This window comes from Rhizobium sp. YTUHZ045, from assembly GCF_051124255.1.
In the GTDB taxonomy this organism is placed as follows: Bacteria; Pseudomonadota; Alphaproteobacteria; order Rhizobiales; family Rhizobiaceae; genus Rhizobium.
In genome coordinates, this window is sequence record NZ_CP101433.1 from 140,622 (window position 1) to 158,306 (window position 17,685).

Annotated in this window: 16 protein-coding genes, 1 pseudogene and 1 riboswitch; of the genes and pseudogenes, 9 read left to right on the plus strand and 8 right to left on the minus strand. The window is 60.3% G+C overall.

All coding sequences use genetic code 11. The features are described from left to right. Nucleotides 1-5: 5 nt before the first annotated feature. Both NMA58_RS22755 and NMA58_RS22760 read right to left on the minus strand, forming a co-directional pair. The gene (locus NMA58_RS22755) at nt 6-3,479 is read right to left on the minus strand and encodes an AAA family ATPase (protein ID WP_430957515.1); all 3,474 of its coding nucleotides are present in this window, start codon (nt 3,477-3,479) and stop codon (nt 6-8) included. After that, complete coding sequence (locus NMA58_RS22760; protein WP_434714008.1) at nt 3,479-4,747, minus strand: metallophosphoesterase family protein; 1,269 nt, start codon at nt 4,745-4,747, stop codon at nt 3,479-3,481. Before NMA58_RS22760 ends, NMA58_RS22755 begins: the two co-directional genes overlap by 1 nt. A gap of 265 nt (nt 4,748-5,012) precedes the next feature. Then, a riboswitch (TPP riboswitch) is annotated at nt 5,013-5,144 on the plus strand. Between the two features lie 94 nt (nt 5,145-5,238). Here NMA58_RS22760 and thiC point away from each other — a divergent pair. From thiC to NMA58_RS22790, 6 genes and pseudogenes are all read left to right on the plus strand, one after another. After that, nucleotides 5,239-7,071, plus strand: a complete 1,833-nt coding sequence (gene thiC, locus NMA58_RS22765) for a phosphomethylpyrimidine synthase ThiC (protein ID WP_434714010.1) — start codon at nt 5,239-5,241, stop codon at nt 7,069-7,071. A 2-nt stretch (nt 7,072-7,073) separates the two neighbouring features. Then, nucleotides 7,074-8,060 carry a glycine oxidase ThiO gene (thiO, locus tag NMA58_RS22770; RefSeq protein WP_434714011.1) on the plus strand — a complete coding sequence of 329 codons (987 nt, stop codon included), beginning with the start codon at nt 7,074-7,076 and terminating at the stop codon, nt 8,058-8,060. Continuing rightward, the gene (gene thiS / locus NMA58_RS22775) at nt 8,057-8,254 is read left to right on the plus strand and encodes a sulfur carrier protein ThiS (protein WP_097599663.1); all 198 of its coding nucleotides are present in this window, start codon (nt 8,057-8,059) and stop codon (nt 8,252-8,254) included. The genes thiO and thiS overlap by 4 nt, the downstream gene beginning before the upstream one ends. 1 nt (nt 8,255) lies before the next feature. Beyond that, nucleotides 8,256-9,029 carry a thiazole synthase gene (locus tag NMA58_RS22780; protein WP_221112691.1) on the plus strand — a complete coding sequence of 258 codons (774 nt, stop codon included), beginning with the start codon at nt 8,256-8,258 and terminating at the stop codon, nt 9,027-9,029. After that, complete coding sequence (locus NMA58_RS22785; protein ID WP_221156670.1) at nt 9,026-9,652, plus strand: thiamine phosphate synthase; 627 nt, start codon at nt 9,026-9,028, stop codon at nt 9,650-9,652. Before NMA58_RS22780 ends, NMA58_RS22785 begins: the two co-directional genes overlap by 4 nt. A 99-nt stretch (nt 9,653-9,751) precedes the next feature. Next, a pseudogene (locus NMA58_RS22790) lies at nt 9,752-9,940 on the plus strand (cold-shock protein); the annotation flags it as partial. A gap of 161 nt (nt 9,941-10,101) precedes the next feature. On the opposite strand, the gene NMA58_RS22795 reads toward NMA58_RS22790, so the two are convergent. Together NMA58_RS22795 and NMA58_RS22800 are read right to left on the minus strand one after the other, a co-directional pair. Beyond that, on the minus strand, nt 10,102-10,413 hold the full coding sequence (locus NMA58_RS22795) for a hypothetical protein (RefSeq protein ID WP_221156668.1): 312 nt from the start codon (nt 10,411-10,413) through the stop codon (nt 10,102-10,104). Between the two features lie 313 nt (nt 10,414-10,726). After that, complete coding sequence (locus NMA58_RS22800; protein ID WP_221138208.1) at nt 10,727-11,035, minus strand: hypothetical protein; 309 nt, start codon at nt 11,033-11,035, stop codon at nt 10,727-10,729. A gap of 1,164 nt (nt 11,036-12,199) precedes the next feature. Here NMA58_RS22800 and NMA58_RS22805 point away from each other — a divergent pair. Beyond that, nucleotides 12,200-12,415, plus strand: coding sequence for a hypothetical protein (locus NMA58_RS22805; protein WP_097599683.1), 216 nt, complete (start codon nt 12,200-12,202; stop codon nt 12,413-12,415). A gap of 214 nt (nt 12,416-12,629) precedes the next feature. On the opposite strand, the gene NMA58_RS22810 is transcribed toward NMA58_RS22805, so the two are convergent. From NMA58_RS22810 to NMA58_RS22825, 4 genes are all read right to left on the minus strand, one after another. Further along, nucleotides 12,630-12,788 (minus strand): DUF982 domain-containing protein, encoded by a 159-nt coding sequence (locus tag NMA58_RS22810; protein ID WP_246721690.1) that lies wholly within the window; start codon nt 12,786-12,788, stop codon nt 12,630-12,632. A 1,576-nt stretch (nt 12,789-14,364) separates the two neighbouring features. Then, the gene (locus NMA58_RS22815; protein WP_221156666.1) at nt 14,365-14,631 is read right to left on the minus strand and encodes a BON domain-containing protein; all 267 of its coding nucleotides are present in this window, start codon (nt 14,629-14,631) and stop codon (nt 14,365-14,367) included. Nucleotides 14,632-14,670: 39 nt separating this feature from the next. Continuing rightward, nucleotides 14,671-14,937: a DUF1488 domain-containing protein gene (locus NMA58_RS22820; protein WP_097599671.1), complete on the minus strand. Its 267-nt coding sequence runs from the start codon at nt 14,935-14,937 to the stop codon at nt 14,671-14,673. 623 nt (nt 14,938-15,560) lie between these two features. Then, nucleotides 15,561-16,334, minus strand: a complete 774-nt coding sequence (locus NMA58_RS22825) for a hypothetical protein (RefSeq protein WP_434714014.1) — start codon at nt 16,332-16,334, stop codon at nt 15,561-15,563. Nucleotides 16,335-16,984: 650 nt separating this feature from the next. Here NMA58_RS22825 and NMA58_RS22830 point away from each other — a divergent pair. Next, the gene (locus tag NMA58_RS22830) at nt 16,985-17,182 is read left to right on the plus strand and encodes a hypothetical protein (protein ID WP_097599674.1); all 198 of its coding nucleotides are present in this window, start codon (nt 16,985-16,987) and stop codon (nt 17,180-17,182) included. Nucleotides 17,183-17,248: 66 nt separating this feature from the next. Continuing rightward, the gene (locus NMA58_RS22835) at nt 17,249-17,491 is read left to right on the plus strand and encodes a hypothetical protein (protein ID WP_097599675.1); all 243 of its coding nucleotides are present in this window, start codon (nt 17,249-17,251) and stop codon (nt 17,489-17,491) included. The last annotated feature ends 194 nt before the right edge of the window (nt 17,492-17,685 follow it).

A 17,685-nucleotide genomic window follows, 5' to 3' on the forward strand; every position in this document is an offset into this window, starting at 1 on the left:
CCCTGTCACGGCAGTTGATGTATGGTCACGTTCGGAACGACGTCTCGCGCGATTTCGCAGAGATGCCAATGGTGGGTAAGGTAGATAACCTGTCCGACCTTTGCCATTTCGCCGAGCAGGCGGAAAACCTCTTCGGAGCGGGGATTGTCGAAGCTCTCCATGATGTCGTCAGCGACGAAGGGTACCGGCCGGCGAAACGCTGCGAATTCCTCGTAACCCGCCAGCCGCAGCGCGAGGTAGAGCTGAAACTGAGTGCCGGTCGACATCGCGTCCGCAAGCTTCGAACCACCGTCGCGCGACACGCCGATCAATATCTCCTTATCCCGATCGGGCTGGGTCGTCAGGCCGGAATAATTGCCGCCGGTGATCAGGCGAAAGGCCTCCGATGCGCGGTTCATCATCGAGCTGCGATGTTTTTCGCGATAGATATGCAGTGCCTGTTCGGCCGCGAGCATGCCGGCGCGCAGCGCCAGATGCCGCACGGCCAGTTCCTCGATTTCAAGGAAAATGGTTCGGCGCTTGGCCTCGATCCGGGCCACGGCGTCGTCTCCTCCGACGGCCTCGAGCTTCTGCCGCGCCAGCGACACGTCGGAATAGAGAAGCTTCGCACGCTCGGTGAGATCCTCGATCCGAGCGCCAAGCTCCATGGCGTCGCGCTCGACCGCAGCGGCGTCGACACCGTCAAGGCGCCGTTCGGCTTCGGAAAAACTCGCAGCGCGCAATGCCTCGGTGATCTGGCGGCGTAAGGTGGCGACCCGCTCTTCCAGCCGGTCCCGCTCTCGGGACTGGTTCAGCAATACTTCCACCGAAGCAAGCGAGTCTGCGGCGAAATAGCCGGTCAATTCGTCCTTGCGGGCATTGTGAACGGCCAGTTCCTCCTCCAGCGCACGCCGTTTTTCCAATTGTCTTTCGAGATCCGCCTGCCGGTCTGCCCGAAGCTGAGCCGCATGCCGTGCCGCCTCATGACGTTCCACAAGCGCGTTTGCGGAGGCGAGCGTATCTACGGCCGGCTGGCTGAGACCGCAGTCTCTGAGAAGACCGGCGATATGCTCGCGAAATTGCTGCTGGTCGCGCTCCATCGCGGCAACACGAGTTGCGAGGTCATCTCTTTCCTTCAGGATGGAGGGCAGTGCAGCGAGCGCATTCAGCATTGCTCGGACGGCCGCCATCGAACCGGCTTTGTCGGCAAACCAGGTTCGCGACAGCGCCTCCGCCCATTCCCGCTCCCAGGCCGCCATGGCGGCTTCCGCCTCCTGCTGGTCGCGCTGGCGTTCCCTGAGATCGTGGCTGAGGTCACCGACCGCCTTTTCATGCGCCTGCCGCGCCGCCCGCTCGGCTGTGCTGGCGGCGAGTATATCATTTGCAGCCTGCATCAGCTCGGCGACCCGTCGCTGGTCTGCGTCATCAAGACCGGCTTCTGCAAGGCTCTCCGCAAGCGTTGCGGCATGCCTATCCAGTTCGATGCGAAGCGCGTGCACCGTGTCTTCTGCGTGCTGCAGATCGTCCCAGGCGGCCAGCGCTGCGGCTCGCTTGGTGCTCCAAGTGTCGAGTGCGGCCACGCGCGCCGCGGCTTCGGCGTCATATTCGATGTTTTCAGGCAGCAGATCACCGATGCGCTCGGCAAGCGCATCATGTTCGGCGCGCGCTTCGCCAAGCAGTTCCCTTTGCCGCTCGATCATTGCTGCCGTTGCCGCTTCCGCTTGGCGGAGTTGGCGCAGCTCGGCCAGTTCCTGCGCCCGCGACAGCCGGCCGGCGGATACCACGTCGTCCTGCCGCATCCGCTCCTCGAAAATCCGAGCCGTGGCGGCATTCAGACTGGTGAGATGCGCCTGCCAGGCGGCATCGCGTTCATCGCGCAGCCGCGTGGCCTCGGTATCGTCGATCGAACCGCCGGCGACGAAGGCCGCGATCCGGGCTTTGGTCAGCGCCTGTTCGGTGCCGAGATCGCGCAGCCTTCCCTCGTGATCGCCAATCCGCTTGTCGATAGCAGTCGCTTGGCCACGCCAGGTTTCGATCTGTCGAGGCTCTGCCGCGGCCGTCCGCTGCAGAGCGACGGCGTTGCCGCTCCAGGGTGCGAGCTGTTCAAACTGGTTCTCCTGCGTTCGCTTCGCCTGGACAAGTGTCCGTTCTTCCATGGTAAGCCGCACGGGGAGATCAGATCCCGCCAGCCGGCTCAGGGCGATTTCGATGCGGCCGAAACGCGCAGGATCCAGGAGCCCAGATCCATCTCGCGAGCCGCCTTCCCTGTTCAGCCTTTCGAGATTCTCCCGCACTCGCAACAGTTCCCGATCAGCGGCTGCCAGTTTCGCCTCGACGCCGGAACGCCGTTCGATAAGATCGCGGATGATGCCGATCAGCGAAGCGGGCAGCAGCAGCGCCTCGGGTTTCGCATGGCCCGGCTGTTCGAGATCGGCCAGCAGTCGGGCCAACTCACCCTCCTGTTCGGCCAGCGCCAGCCGGCGCTTCGGCAGATCGCTCTCAGCCGCAAGATAGCGCGCCCGACCCTGATCCAGCAGGTCCATATGCGCGGTGACTGCCAGCGCCTTGTCGTCGATCGCGATCGCCTCGATCTCATCCGCAAGCTGGCGCAGCGTGCGGTCGGCGGTCTCGACAAGCGCCTGCAGCCGCGTCTCGTCGCGCGAAAGCTGGGGCAGGAGCGCGAACCATTCGGACGGCGGCCGCGGCAGATCGCTCATGGCGGCTGCATCTGCATCCAGCCGCCGGAGCTCTAGGGCCGGGGGTAGGGCGCCGAGAAGGCGCGTCAGCTCCTGATGCCGGGTCTTGGCCTCGGCCAGTTCCCGCGTGGTTTTTCCATAGGCAGCGTCGGCCTGCTCATAAGTCGATTTCAGGGCCGCATAGGCCGAAGCAAGCGTGTCGATGGCATTGCGCTCGGCCTTGAGCGCTTCGAGCGAACGCTTGAGTTCCGCGAGCTTGGTGCTCGACGACCGCTTCTTGTAGATCGCGTTGGCTTCGTCGGCTGCCGTCACCAGCGAACGGCTCAGGCCTGCCAGGCCTGAGCTGGCCGAGAACAGCAATTCGCCGAGTTCGCCCTTGCTTTGTATGATGGCGTTGCCGCCTTCCTTGAGCGACTGATCGTCGAGCGAGAACATGGTGCGATAGGCCTCGCGACCGACGCCGCCAAGCGCGCCGGCCAGGAGCGCCTCGTTCACAGCTTGTCCCCGATCATCGACGAGGCTGCCGGTCCGCAGCTTGAGCCGCGCCAGCTCATATTCCCAGCCACCAAATTCCAGCCGCGCACCAACCTTCATCGTATTGTAGGGATGCAGGAAATTATAGGTGCTGCGCTCACCAATGCCGTAGAGCAGATCAAGATAGGCGGCGAAGGTGGTCGATTTGCCCGCTTCGTTCAGGCCATAAACGATGTGCAAGTCCGGCGAACCTTGACGGGCCGCGCCGAAATCGATGGAGTGATCGGTGAACTTGCCATAGCGGGTGAGGTCGAGGCGGCGCAGACGCATCAGCTGTCTCCCCGATCCACCGCCTTCATCCGGGCGGCGATGTCCTCGGCGCCATCGGCGAGAAGGCTGTCGATGAAGCGTTCAAAACCCGCCTCGTTCTGGCCGGCAAATGCCCGGCTCTCGGGCGGCAGGTCGGCAAGCAGGTCCCGGACCATCTCCCTGACCTCGTCGCGAAATCCGCTGCGGGTGATGACCTCGTCCCGCATCAGCGCCCCGAGTTCGATGACGGGATCGGCGGCGGACGCGTCTGCGGGGATCGAGGGCGCTTCGAAGGCGAGTTCCAGCTTCTCGATCCAGGTGCGGCCGATCGCGTCGCTGCGCCGCTCGGCTTCCGCCTGCATGAGGTCGACATCGCGCCGCAACTGCCAGGAGAGCGGCGTGCGGCCGGAAAGCCTGAGGCGTGCGACAAGATGCGGCGAAGCCGTGCGGTCGCGCTGCGCCATCAGCGCTGTCTCGACCACCGTGGCCGCCTCACGCCAATCATCGACACGCGTGAGGTCGACATTGACGCGCTCGAACTGCGCGATGCTTGTGCGCCGCTCCTCCACCGTCACGGTCCGGTCGTCCGCCACGGTCACCAGCGACACGGTCTTGACGCCCGCTTCATTGATGTCGCGGCCCTGCGGCATGCCGGGCATGATGACTGTCGCCGTGCCGGGATAATGGCTGCGCTGGTGGAGATGCCCGAGCGCCCAGTAGTCGAAACCCGAGGCATGCAGGTCGAGCACGTTGCAGGGCGCATAGACATCATGTCCAGCCGATCCGGCCAGGCTCGTATGCATGATGCCGATATTGACGGCATCCGCTACCGGCGGCTTGAATTTCGGCAGCAGCGGGTCCGGGGCTTGCGGCTTGGCGAAGCTCAGACCGTGGATTGCGACCGACAAGCTGCCCTTGGTGGTCTCGACAGTCTCGGCATGGCCGCCGAAGATCTTCACCGTATCGGGCATCACCAGTTCCCGGGCGATCTTCGACATCGCATCATGATTGCCCCGGATCTTGAAGACTGAGATGCCCGCTCGGTGCAGCCGTTCGAGCTCGCCTGCCAGGAAGCGCGCCGTCTTCATCGACGTCTGCTCGCCGTCATAGAGATCACCGGCGATAACAAGCGCATCGACCTGCTCCTCAAGGCAAAGATCAACGATCGCGACCAGCGCCTGCCGGCTGGCGTCGCTGACGAGATCGGCCAGCTCGGCGTTGCGAAGCGCGAGAGAGCGCAGGGGAGAGTCGAGATGGAGATCGGCAGTGTGAACGAAACGATAGGGCATGAATGCAAGAATGGTGTTGCGATAGGGTGATCCAGCAGGCGCCGTCTGACAAATAAACGGACGTTATCGCCCGTCAGCAAAACATGAGACCATGCCACGAATATTCAGAGCATGGACGGCAGCGTCCTGGCGAGTGAAATGGGCCGGCGGAGCTGGCCCATCCACAATCAATGCTGCTCTATCGGACTGGCCGCCGACTCAAAAGGTCCGGATAGGAACGCGTGAGGGTCGGCTTGACATCAGGGCCGCAGCGGTCTTTGATGCAGGTATTCACCAGGGGTGTCCCGGCAAGGGGCTGAGATTCTGCTGAACAATACGGCTTTGCCTGTTGTGGCGCAGTGACCCGTTGAACCTGATCCAGTTCATACTGGCGTAGGGACGGTGCAGACGCTGCGGCTGTCGGGCGGATTTCGCTTTGTCGCATGAGGCGTCTTTCCATCATTCCAACACTGGAACTGGGTCTCCAAACGTCAAACCTTGGAGCCTCACCCATGAATATTGTCGCACCCAAGCTTACTCCGGTCGTCACCACCGGCCCGCTTCCGGCCTCGACCAAGATCGCCAAGCCCGGAACGCTCTATCCTGATCTGCGCGTGCCGATGCGCGAAATCAGCCTTCACCCGACCTCCGGTGAACCGCCGGTCACGGTCTATGATTCCTCCGGTCCCTATACCGACCCGGCACATACGGTCTCGATCGACGCCGGACTGCCGCGTTTGCGCGAGAGCTGGATCAGGGCGCGTGGCGATGTCGAGGCCTATGAAGGCCGGGTGGTGAAGCCTGAAGACAATGGTTTTGTCACCGGCGAGCGGCTGACGCCGGAATTCCCTATTCGCAACACGCCGCTGAAGGCAAAAGCGGGCCGCGCCGTAACCCAGCTCGCCTATGCGCGCGCCGGCATCGTCACGCCGGAAATGGAGTTCATCGCCATCCGCGAAAACCTCGGCCGGCAGGCCGCGAAGGAGGCGCTCGCGCGCGACGGCGAAAGCTTTGGCGCTGATATTCCCGATTTCGTAACGCCCGAATTCGTCCGCCAGGAAATCGCAGCCGGCCGGGCAATCATTCCGGCCAACATCAACCACCCGGAATCCGAACCGATGATCATCGGCCGGAATTTCCTGGTGAAGATCAACGCCAATATCGGCAACTCGGCGGTCACCTCGTCGATGGCGGAAGAGGTGGAAAAGATGGTCTGGGCGATCCGCTGGGGCGCCGACACGGTTATGGACCTTTCCACCGGCCGCAACATTCACAACATCCGCGAATGGATCATTCGCAATTCGCCGGTTCCGATCGGAACGGTGCCTCTCTACCAGGCGCTTGAAAAGGTGAACGGCATTGCAGAGGATCTCACCTGGGAAGTCTATCGCGATACGCTGATCGAACAGGCCGAGCAGGGCGTCGATTATTTCACCATCCATGCGGGCGTGCGGCTTGCCTATATCCCGCTCACCGTCAATCGTGTCACCGGGATCGTCTCACGCGGCGGCTCGATAATGGCCAAGTGGTGTCTGCATCACCACAAGGAGAGCTTCCTCTACGAGCATTTCGAGGAAATCTGCGACATCTGCCGTGCCTATGACGTCTCCTTCTCGCTTGGAGACGGCCTTCGCCCGGGCTCGATCGCCGATGCCAATGACGCTGCGCAATTTGCCGAGCTCGAAACCCTCGGCGAACTGACCAAGATTGCCTGGGCCAGGGATTGCCAGGTGATGATCGAAGGCCCTGGCCACGTGCCGATGCACAAGATCAAGGAGAATATGGACAAGCAGCTCAAGGTCTGCGGCGAGGCTCCCTTCTATACGCTCGGACCGCTGACCACCGACATTGCGCCGGGCTATGATCACATCACCTCCGGCATCGGAGCCGCGATGATCGGTTGGTTCGGCACGGCCATGCTCTGCTACGTCACGCCGAAGGAGCATCTGGGCCTACCCGACCGCAGCGACGTCAAGACCGGTGTCATCACCTACAAGATTGCCGCGCATGCCGCCGACCTCGCCAAGGGCCATCCGGCCGCCCGCATCCGTGACGATGCGCTGTCGCGGGCGCGGTTCGAATTCCGCTGGGAAGACCAGTTCAACCTCTCCCTCGACCCGGATACGGCGCGTTCCTTCCACGACGAGACCCTGCCGAAGGAGGCCCACAAGGTGGCGCATTTCTGTTCGATGTGCGGCCCGAAATTCTGTTCCATGCGCATTTCCCACGATATTCGCGCCGAAGCGCAGAAAGAAGGACTGGAAGCCATGGCCGCCAGGTATCGCGACGGCGGCGACCTCTACATGCCGGTCGCCGAGGCTGCGAAAACTCTTGCCGGAGAATGACGATGCATGTTCTCGTCAAGGGGGCCGGCGTTGCCGGCCTCACCGTTGCCTGGCAGCTCCATCGGCACGGTTTCCGGGTCAGCGTCGCTGAGCAAGCCGACGAGGTCGGCGCCGGTGCTTCCGGCTTTGCCGGCGGCATGCTGGCTCCATGGTGCGAAAGGGAAAGCGCAGACGAGCCGGTCCTGGCGCTCGGCCGTCTTGCCGCCGATTGGTGGGAGGCAGCGCTGCCCGGCCATGTCAATCGCCGGGGGACGCTTGTGGTGGCGGCCGGGCGAGATGCCGGCGAACTCGACCGCTTTTGTCGCCGGACAAGCGGATGGGAATGGCTGGACGAGCCGGCGATCGCGACGCTTGAACCGGATCTCGCTGGCCGCTTCCGCAGGGCATTGTTCTTCCGGCAGGAAGCGCATCTCGATCCGCGCCAGGCGCTCTCCGGGCTCGCCGCCGGACTTGAGGAAGCCCGCATGCGCCTCACATTCGGCGTCAGGGGCGATGCCGACCTTGCCCCTTACGATCGCGTGATCGACTGCACCGGGGCTGCCCAGATCGGCCGTCTGCCCGGATTGCGCGGCGTTCGCGGAGAGATGCTTTGCGTCGAAACGAAGGAGGTCTCTCTCTCCCGTCCCGTTCGCCTGCTGCATCCGCGCCACCCGATCTATATCGTGCCACGCCAGCGAAATCGCTTCATGATCGGGGCGACGATGATCGAAAGCAACGACATCGGCCCGATTACCGCGCGTTCGCTGATGGAGTTGCTGAATGCCGCCTATACCCTCAATCCTGCCTTCGGCGAGGCACGGGTTACGGAAACCGGGGCAGGCGTGCGGCCGGCTTATCCCGACAATCTGCCGCGGGTGACGCAGGAGGGGCGCACATTCCATGTCAATGGCCTCTACCGTCATGGCTTTTTGCTTGCGCCAGCCATGGCAGGGGAGGTGGCGCGGCTTCTTCTTGGAAAAGACAAGCACTCGGAAAGGAAGGCATCATGACCTTCATCATCAATGGCGAGGAACAGGAGGTCGCGGCCGCGACGCTCGCGGATCTTCTTCTCGCTCTCGACTACGAAGGCGAATGGCTGGCGACCGCAGTGAACGGCGAGCTGGTGCACCGTGAGGACCGCGGCGATTTCAGGCTCGGCGAAGGCGACCGCATCGAAATTCTCTCACCCATGCAAGGAGGCTGAGATGCTGAAACTTTATGATGTTGAATTCCGCTCCCGACTGCTGCTCGGCACCGCCCGCTATCCGTCTCCAGCTGTGCTTGCAGAGGCGGTCAAGCGCTCGAAGACCGAGATCGTCACCGTTTCGCTTCGCCGCGAAGCCGCCGGCGGCAAAGCAGGCGGCGCCTTCTTCGACCTGATCCGCGAGCTTGGCGTGCAAGTGCTGCCGAATACGGCCGGATGTCACAGCGTGCAGGAGGCCGTGTTGACGGCGAAGATGGCGCGCGACGTCTTCCGCACCGACTGGATCAAGCTCGAAGTCATCGGACATCACGATACGTTGCAGCCTGACGTCTTCGGCCTTGTCGAAGCGGCCCGCATCCTGACCGGCGAGGGCTTTCAGGTCTTCCCCTATACGACCGACGACCTTGTCGTCGCCGAAAGGCTGCTGGATGCCGGCTGCCGCGTCCTGATGCCCTGGTGCGCGCCGATCGGTTCCGCTCAAGGGCCGCTGAACCCGATGGCGCTGCGATCGTTCCGGGCGCACTTTCCGGATGTGCCGCTGATCATCGATGCCGGCATCGGCCGCCCGTCTCACGCCGCCACCGTCATGGAGTACGGTTATGATGCCGTTCTGCTCAACACCGCCGTTGCCGGCGCCGGAGATCCCGCCAGCATTGCCGAGGCCTTCGCGCTTGCGATCGATGCCGGCCGCCTGGCGCATGGGGCCATACCGCTGGAGCCACGCGATATCGCCGTCCCATCCACTCCCGTTATCGGAAAGGCAGTGTTCTCGTGAAGCTCGACCCCTTCTATCTGATCGTCGACAGCGCCGAATGGATCGAGCGTCTCGTGCCGCTCGGCGTCAAACTCGTCCAGCTGCGCATCAAGGATTGCCCCGACTCCGTGCTTCGCGAGCAGATCCGGCGATCGAAGGCTGCCTGCGCGGCAGCGGCTTGCCAATTGGTCGTCAACGACTACTGGAAACTTGCGATCGATGAAGGATGCGATTTCGTTCATCTCGGCCAGGAGGACCTGATGGCCGCCGACAGGAATGCCATTCGTCGCGCCGGCCTGAAGCTCGGCCTATCCACCCACGACATAGCGGAGCTGGAGACGGCGCTGGCGGCAGAGCCGGATTACGTTGCGCTCGGACCGGTCTGGCCGACGATTCTCAAACAGATGAAATGGGCGCCGCAAGGCATTGAACGTGTTGCGGACTGGCGCCGGCGCGTCGGCGCGATACCGCTCGTCGCGATTGGGGGGATCACTGCCGAACGCGCGCCGCTGGTGCTGGAAAAAGGCGCCGATGGTGCTGCCGTGGTCACCGATATCACCCGCAACGCGGATCCCGAGGCCCGCACGCGGCAATGGCTGGCCGCAACCGCGCCGTGGCGGCGCGCGAATGAGGATGAAGGTTGATACATCCCGCCGGCAACGGGGAGGCCTTCGATCCTGCCGGCGCGGGTATTATCCATATACTCAACTAAGTCACGAAATTCGACTTTTCGGTTGCTCCGTTTGCTTGCGAGGCGGACGCCGGATCTGTTCAATTCCACTAATGAGCTCGGTTTCATTCAGCCTGACAACGGCGGCCCCGACGCGTTCGTCCATATTTCTGCCGTGGAACGCGCTGGCATGCGCGAAATCGTCAAAGGCCAGAAGAACGGCTACGACTTGGAGCATGACGACAAGTCCGGCAAGATGTCGGTCTGGCAATCTTCAGTCTGCTTGAAGGGGTACAGACGAGTGGACGGAGGTCCGTCAAGGACCGCGCCAGGAATTTTTTCGACGACCCAGCTGACATCGTTTGCATATGCCGAGCCTGAGACCGCCCGTGGGGCTCCCCTTTTAGGTAAGTGAGAGCGTACTCAATCCTCAACGGGTTGCGTTTTGCGCGACCAAGGGAAAGAAGTCACCAGTTTCTGCACAACGGGCGTATGTTCACTCGGTACTTCCTGTTCAGCTGATCCAGCATCGTGCAATGCCTCGCGAAGAGCCTGACCTTGCGGATGATCGCCGAAGTGCTCCAGAAAGCTCGAAATCGGCCATCTCGTCACAGTGCCGCCGGAGGCATCGTTGGCGCGATGGATGACAGTATGCTGGTCCGCTGTTTCGTTATGTTCGAGATACCATTTGTCTCCGTTTGGACTGGCCGCAAATTCGTTTGGTGCTTCTGGCATTCTAGCCTCCTCTGACGGTGCCCATTATTGTGCCGCTTCCCGGCGGGCTGTAGCGCATTATGGTTTCGCAAGCGCAGCAGCAAGGTCTTGAGTGAACGGCTTGGACCGCCGGCGCAATCCGGCGCCGTGTGCACTTTCGCTGCAGGTAGTTCATGGCACGGAGAGTCAACGACTTCCTGCGCCTCCGACGCTTGCGCCGGGGGCGATGAGAAGGTCGTCTAGCTGTTCGAACGGCGCCGGCATGCAACCCTCCATCGCGTTGGTAAGGCCTTCGTCGAATGAGCTTTGCGAGAAGTTACCCGACACGGTCTGTTCAGGCGCCGGTAGGCGACCTAACTTTAACGGCTGAACGGATACCCTGAATCCGCTTGCGATTGTTTTCGAACTCCGCGGATGATTTCGAGGACAGTGGTGTTTTTCCGAAGTGCCGGCTGAGTTCGATAGAGAGGGCGGCGGGCGAGGTCATTCCGTCGTGATAAAGCTTGAACAGCAGTCTGACGGCAACGTTGTAATATTTCGGGTCTGCAAGGCTACTTGTGCAATCGTATCCTGCGTCGTCAAGGACGCCCTGCAATACAGCCAGGTCAGAGGTCCGCACAGACATGTTGAGATTGGAAGACATGCTGTCCTCCTTCAATTTGGGGCGAAGGCAGAAACCGACCTCCACGCAGTAGCGCCCTGAGAAACAGCTACTGAAGACCTACCATGCGCCTAATCGATACGGCTGGCAAACTGAATATTGTGGGATGAGGAGAAAGCGGTCAGACCTGTGCGTCCCAATGTGGTGATTTTTCGCAATCATCTCTTTCCAGGTTCAATCATCAGGGCCAGAAGGACGTAGAAGGACCTACGCACATGCCGTCCGAACTCCGAATGAAGTCGGTGAACCGGAAATCGCTCGATCACCTCTTTCCGAGCTGGAGCAATGCGACATCACGCCTGCGACGGCATGATCGCTGCAGGTCTTTGCAACATACCACTGGGCAGAATTTCAGCATCACCAAAGACTAAGAGGGGCTGGGCTTTCGACCACCGAGCCTGATCGCCAATCCGGCATTCCTTGCTCAATTGCCTCGCGGGTCATCAATTCTTCTTGTCCGCAGGCGCGTCCACATCTCGCGTGGCGCCCCCTTCGTTTTCCCATGATGCCAAAGCCTCAGGATCGGCATGCAGCTTCCGCCGTCTCGAAGAGGGGTAGGCGGGCGCGGGAATCGTCGCCGCCCTGATGCGCCTTATCACCATCACCTCTTCGTGATGGTCGCCATGTTCTGAAGCAACGAGATCTGTCGTCGCGTAGTCCGCGCGCTTGAGGATGGACCGGAGCCGCCAATTCTCGTCGCGTTTCGTCGGAATTCCGGTTGTGATGATTACTACCATAACCAGCCTCTCAAAATTAAACTGATGATGACGGCGAAGCTCGCCAGGATGGAAGCTCTGAATAAGAAGTCGCCATATGCCGCGATATGGGAAGAGTGCTTGAAGGTGGAAGACATCTTGTCCTCCCTTGATTGGGGCGAAGGGAGCCACCCCTTGATCGGCAGCGCCCGTTTCATTGGCTGCCGATATGCCAACATGCGCCGCTATTGCGCCTTATCCAAGGCGAAAGCGGCGAACGCAGTGCCAGGCAACCATATAATTCTCGTTGCGGAGCTACTAGGTCACGGGGCGAGAGGCGCGGGCTCTCCTCGGCTCGTTCAGTGATGACAACTCACCTGGCAGCCACGATAGTACTGAGGCGGCCCCGAATTGAATCCTACTCTCGCCCGCCTGTATGATATAGTCTCTCATGACCTATTCCCCGAAGGACCTGGAACTCGCGCGCCGGCAGGTGACTATCGACCGGCAGATGATCTGCGCTCAGCAGAGCCTGATCGACGGAATGCTGACGCGAGGCGAGCCCGCTGGACTGGCCAACGAAAGGCTGGTCAAATTGACAGAGGATCTGCGCAAGCATTGCTTCCATCAGGATCTGATTCAGGCGTCGATCCGATTGGAACGCTGAGCCTGCGCACTCGGGGCGGTTGACGGGCTTCCCGCTTGTTCACTCCGCAGCCTTCTCGTCAGGCTCCCCGGCACGCCTCTTTTCGACGACGCCCAAGCCGGGCAGTGGCCGGGCTTTGCGCCTCCCATTGCGGCCAACGTGACCTCCCTCGGATCCGCCTCCAAGTGGTTCTGACCCGAAGACGAGGAAATCGGCAGTCCTTTTAAGTCAAGAGCTAGGCGATCCGAACCACGACTCGCGCGTCAAAAGCTGCTGCAAGGAATGCGGACTGGGCTTCCCCTTCGGTTACTATGCCCTCTACCGTGCCCGCACAGGCCTCCATTGCCATAAAGAAAGCGCTACCGCTCGTCACCGGCCAATTCTTAAAAAGCATGTCAAGGGCTTCATCTGCGGACGCAATAATATGCCGCACCTGATTGCGTTCAACCACTAAGAGCAGCCACGCCGACGTCGACACACAGTCTCCGATTCCACATTTGAGAAATAGTGGATCTCACAGTTAACCGGAGTACGGCATGAGGGAGAAAAGTTCCTCACCCGTGCAATCCACACCCCCAACCCCCGCCTTGACGCATTGTTCCATGCTATCGCCCTATACATTGGGAGGGCCGGGGAGTCCTACGGTTGTCGGAGGTTTATCGGGCAGGCCGTCCCTGAATGGAGGCGCGTGTCCGCTCAAAGCTTGGCGGAGACTTCGACGATATTGGCTCGCCAAAACACCTTTCCAGCTCCCTGGAAAGGTCGTCGGCAGAGGTCATCCCATATTGGAAACGTTGGATAAGCAACTTCGCTGCCGCGCTGTATCGCTCAGGATGGGCGACGCTTCTGGCTGAATTGTATCCAGCCGCATCCAAGACGCCTCGCAGCATTGTGAGGTCACTGGAATTTAAGATATGGACGTGTTCGGAAGACATTTCCGGTCCTCCTTCAATTTGGGGCGAGGGCTGAAAGCCCTGATGCAGCAGCGCCCGTAACATTGGCTGCTGACGAGGTGACCATGCCTGAGCGCAGCTCCGGATGCAATGTGAATCACGCAATTTGAATTTTTATAAGATATCTTTAACAAAACCGATAATTGCGGTTGCGTTTCATGCAGCGAGTGCGTATATGCCTCTCATCGGCATTGCTGATGAGCGCTGGAAAGCATCTGTCGCTCGCAATTGCCGCAATCGCTTTCTGCTTTTGACCACGGATGTACTGGCATTGGTACGAGTAGCGATGTGAGGAAGGTCGGTGCGGTTTCGCCCCGGCCTTTTTTGTTGGCCGGCTCGCTGTCCCAGAACTTCGTTTAAACACAATGGCGGCTCAGGTTGCCACATCGAGTTTGCTAGTAGAGCTTCGTTTCGCGCCGATTGGCGTCAAGCAACCCTTTTCTCTCAAAATCGAACTTTTGTCTTCCGGGCGCCGTCCGGCAGCGATCACTCATGCGACGAAAAGGAATTGAAAATGAGCAAAACCAATGCAGCTGAGATCCGGCGCAGAACCGAACGCCAGGTCGCGAACACGAGCGGTGGCGGGCACCTGGGGGGAACAAACTTCGGGCAAGCTCCCGACGCCAAGACCGCAGGCGGAACAGGTGCCAAATCCCGTCCTAGTGGTGGACGCAAATAGACGTCTGATAGTAGCAACTCGGAAGGCTCGCTTTGAGAAACTGAAGCGAGCCCGCTTTTCGAAGCAGCCAACTGTAATTCCTGCGGTATCGCGTTCGCCGCGGCAAAATCATGGCAGATTTACGCTCGGCGGGCAAGAATCTCGATGAGCGAGCCTTGCGGGAACGCATGGAGGCTTTGAGCGTCGCCGCCATGCAGGACCTCGTCCGCCAACCGCCTCTGTGATCGGGAGATCCATCTGCGGTTAACGGAAACCCGGCAGCGTGCCGGGCTTGCTCCCAGTCAGGGCGGGAACACGGCGCGGATGCGCGCCGATGGAAATAGTGCCATGGGTTCGCCTCACAAATCCGGCGACAGCTCATTATGAACCTTGTGCACACCCTTCGTTCTCAGCGTAATCTCCTCCGCCAACAACACCTCCGCTTGCACATGCACCCACCCGGCGAGCGTGATATCGCTGCCGCGTGCGGTGACGAAGATATAGCTGGAGTCGAGATCGCTGGAATCGGCAAGCGCGCTGTAGACCGCCGATTCAAGATCGTCCTGGTCGGGATGGCGGGTTGCTCCGCGGCTCGCGACGCTGAGATGTTTTCTGTCGACTGACATCGTTTCGCCTCCTGCGCGGCCCTTTTCGGGTGTAATAGGCTATCGGCGGATATCCCGCGCCGTCAGGGTATGTCGGTCCTTGCAGCCGCGGCCGTAGGCATGGGTGGCCGCATCCAGAATGGCCTCGCGCGCCATATCAAAGGCTCTCAAGCACTCGTCTTCGGAGCGGGCGGCCTGGCTTGCGGTCCGCAAGGCATTGGCTTCAATCAAAAACCGCACCTCGAACATGCCGTCATATCCAGAGAAGCGAACGGCATTGCGGCTCTCGTCGAAACTGCGGCTTCTATTGGGAAAGGTCAGTGTCACACATTTCTCTCCCGGAGGGGTTGGTCATGCCAAGTCAAACTGGACTGTCGCAAATTATGCCGTTGAACTTCCGCCGGGCTCGCTGAGGCGCGGCAGGGCTGGTCAGGTTGCCGCTGTGCTACAGATGCAGGAGACCTTCCTCCTGTCCGGCTACCTGCTGGCGGGGTGCCGAATCCCGGAACGACGGCTGCTCCTTCGCAGCTCCGGTCGTAAGAAATATGGGGCGCGGCCCTCGAATTGCAATGTAGGGTCAGAGGAGAGTTCGTGGCTGGCTGGAATCTGTCTGCGCTTGAGGAGGGCTGCGACGAGAGCATCGCGTTCGGGCCGAACGGGGGCAGGTTATGAAACCTTTCTACGGCGTCCGCGTTTCGCACCATCGATCCCCATTTGGTCTGATCGAAAACTCCTGCAGACGGTTCATCGTGATACCCGCTGTTATGATGACGATATAGTGTCGGAATTGGAAGTTTTCATTTACGCGCTGACAGTAATCTCGTCGCTCTTCTGGAGTTTCCGTCTTCGGCGCCCAGCCGTTTGCTTTCCGATAGAAAAAACGAGCAGAGTGAAAAATCATCAGCTATTTAGACGGCGAGGGAGGCACCGAGGTAGACTTCAGCTGATTGTCATTCGATCATGCAGGCACCACCGCGAAGCTGGTACGGACGATTACAGTCCCATCCGTTGCCCGTCGAGTTAAGATGTGCGTTTTCGGGAAGCTTGAGCTGCAGGCATTGATTGCCCCTCGGCTCGAAGCCGCGGTCGCACTTCCATTTCAGTCCGTGGGGCGCGTCGACGAAGATGGCATTCTCCGGAACCTCGACAGCGACACACGTCTGATCCTTGTTTTCAAAGCCTCTATCACACCTCCACTCATTTCCGGCGGATGTCAGATATGAGTGGGCGGGGAGTTCGAGCTTGAGACATGCTTGTTGTAGCGCGCGATAACCTCTTTCGCATTCCCAGCCGGATCCTGTGGTATTATCGGACAGGAATGCTTTCTCCGGGACTTTGATAGGGTCGCAACCCACGTTGGTTTGACGGTATCCACGCAGGCATCTCCAGCGATCGCCGAAATATGGGTCGAGATATGCATTGTCCGGAATTTGGACGGTGAGGCACTGGTTCCCCTTCTCCAGAAAGCCGTAATGGCAATCCCAGCCCTTGCCAAAGGAGGAGTTCGTCAGAAACGCGTTGTCGTGAAGCTTCACCTTAAAGCAGGCGTCATCCTGCCTTCGAAAACCACGATTGCATTCCCAGCCGAGGCCATAGCGGCTTGCCTGGGCATTTTCAGGCACCGACCTTGAGGTCTGGCCGAGCGCCGAGGAGCTGAGTCCCGATGCAGAATGCAGGGGGATGGTCATCATCAGGGCCAGCACCCTGTAATATGATTGGCGCATAAGTTGTCTCCAAAGGCCTGCATCTGCGATCTCCTGGTCGTAATTCCAAGATATAACGCTGAAGGGCAGTAAAGAGGGAAGGACAGATACCGTGCGACGCTACCAGAGCCTTGGCTTTTTCTCGGGAGCTTTCTCAGGAAAAATGGGCGCGCCGGCCCACATCCCGCGACCGACAGGTGACGAGCCATGAAGCTGTCCTCTGTTGCGGACCATGGGAAAGGTCCTATGCACTTTCCGATTGCCTGGTTTGCGCTTGCTTTCGCCGTTGGCGTTCAGGAGCATTTTCTGGAAGTAGAGCAGGAAGCAGGCATGCGAGGATCGGGACGTCATCGCGTCCTCCTCTTGTCGGGGCTAGGGCGCGCTCTTGTCCCTCAGGCGGCAGCGCCCTGACCAGTTGCAGCCGACATCGCACCCTGGACTTCATTTCCGCCTTTGGCAAGCAAGCTTTCGCTATTCATGTGGTGCCTTGAATGAGGCTGATTAAAACCTTACATAGAGGGCACGTTTTCAGCCTTTCGGCTACCTAATCCTCCCGGCTGCGTCGGTTGCTTGGCAAACCCTGATTTTGCGAACGTTGCGAACTCCGCCATACTGGCTGGAGCGGTTTGTTCCGGATGTATTCGTCCCGCAGCCACACTGAGGATGCCATAATGACCAACACCACCCGCCATGCCGCCGAAAGCATGTTCAAGCGCTCCAAGCCAGAACAAGGATCGGATGCAGCAAAGCTGCAGGATTTCCTCAGCAGGCAAGCTCTCCGGAGGCGCGCGACGAAGCTTGCCGAGATGCAGCAGCGTCTCGAAAAACGGACTGCTGGAACGGTTGGACTGGCTTCTTTTTTCCGTTGATACCGCAAGATGGAACGGCAAAGATCGACTGTCCTCGACGATCGCTCACGCCGCAAGGATTAGGTTATGACCGTTTTCGATTATAATGCCGGCGCGGGGCTTTACCCGTGCAAGACAATCAACAGAAGAGGCAGCCTCGTCTACAAGAGGTTCGATTCCGTCGCCGAAGCTCTTCGCTTTGCGATCGAGGACATGCCGGCTTCTCTCCTTCGTGGATCCGTGCTCGAAGTCGAGGAGGCGCGCTTCGATGGTTTGCAGATGCGCAAACTCTATGAAGCCGACGCTTATCCGCTGACGCGCCGACCTTAAACGCATCACACGGGATTGCCCGCAGAAGTGGAAATTGCGAGAAGGTGAAAACAAGAGGTTGACGGGGAAGGATCTCCAGTCTATCCCTGCACACATCGATACTTTGTTTGCCGATATTTGTTTGGCTGCGCTCTGCGCCTCTTGATCAACTCTCCCTTCAAAAGTCGAAACACCGCCGCGCGCCGCTCGGCGGG

What these genes read in the sequence shown, in the direction of transcription:
- NMA58_RS22755 (WP_430957515.1), bottom strand. Translation starts at nt 3,479, where the DNA reads ATGCGTCTGCGCCGCCTCGACCTCACCCGCTATGGCAAGTTCACCGAT.
- NMA58_RS22760 (WP_434714008.1), bottom strand. Translation starts at nt 4,747, where the DNA reads ATGCCCTATCGTTTCGTTCACACTGCCGATCTCCATCTCGACTCTCCC.
- thiC (WP_434714010.1), top strand. Translation starts at nt 5,239, where the DNA reads ATGAATATTGTCGCACCCAAGCTTACTCCGGTCGTCACCACCGGCCCG.
- thiO (WP_434714011.1), top strand. Translation starts at nt 7,074, where the DNA reads ATGCATGTTCTCGTCAAGGGGGCCGGCGTTGCCGGCCTCACCGTTGCC.
- thiS (WP_097599663.1), top strand. Translation starts at nt 8,057, where the DNA reads ATGACCTTCATCATCAATGGCGAGGAACAGGAGGTCGCGGCCGCGACG.
- NMA58_RS22780 (WP_221112691.1), top strand. Translation starts at nt 8,256, where the DNA reads ATGCTGAAACTTTATGATGTTGAATTCCGCTCCCGACTGCTGCTCGGC.
- NMA58_RS22795 (WP_221156668.1), bottom strand. Translation starts at nt 10,413, where the DNA reads ATGCCAGAAGCACCAAACGAATTTGCGGCCAGTCCAAACGGAGACAAA.
- NMA58_RS22800 (WP_221138208.1), bottom strand. Translation starts at nt 11,035, where the DNA reads ATGTCTTCCAATCTCAACATGTCTGTGCGGACCTCTGACCTGGCTGTA.
- NMA58_RS22805 (WP_097599683.1), top strand. Translation starts at nt 12,200, where the DNA reads ATGACCTATTCCCCGAAGGACCTGGAACTCGCGCGCCGGCAGGTGACT.
- NMA58_RS22810 (WP_246721690.1), bottom strand. Translation starts at nt 12,788, where the DNA reads ATGCTTTTTAAGAATTGGCCGGTGACGAGCGGTAGCGCTTTCTTTATG.
- NMA58_RS22815 (WP_221156666.1), bottom strand. Translation starts at nt 14,631, where the DNA reads ATGTCAGTCGACAGAAAACATCTCAGCGTCGCGAGCCGCGGAGCAACC.
- NMA58_RS22825 (WP_434714014.1), bottom strand. Translation starts at nt 16,334, where the DNA reads ATGCGCCAATCATATTACAGGGTGCTGGCCCTGATGATGACCATCCCC.
- NMA58_RS22830 (WP_097599674.1), top strand. Translation starts at nt 16,985, where the DNA reads ATGACCAACACCACCCGCCATGCCGCCGAAAGCATGTTCAAGCGCTCC.
- NMA58_RS22835 (WP_097599675.1), top strand. Translation starts at nt 17,249, where the DNA reads ATGACCGTTTTCGATTATAATGCCGGCGCGGGGCTTTACCCGTGCAAG.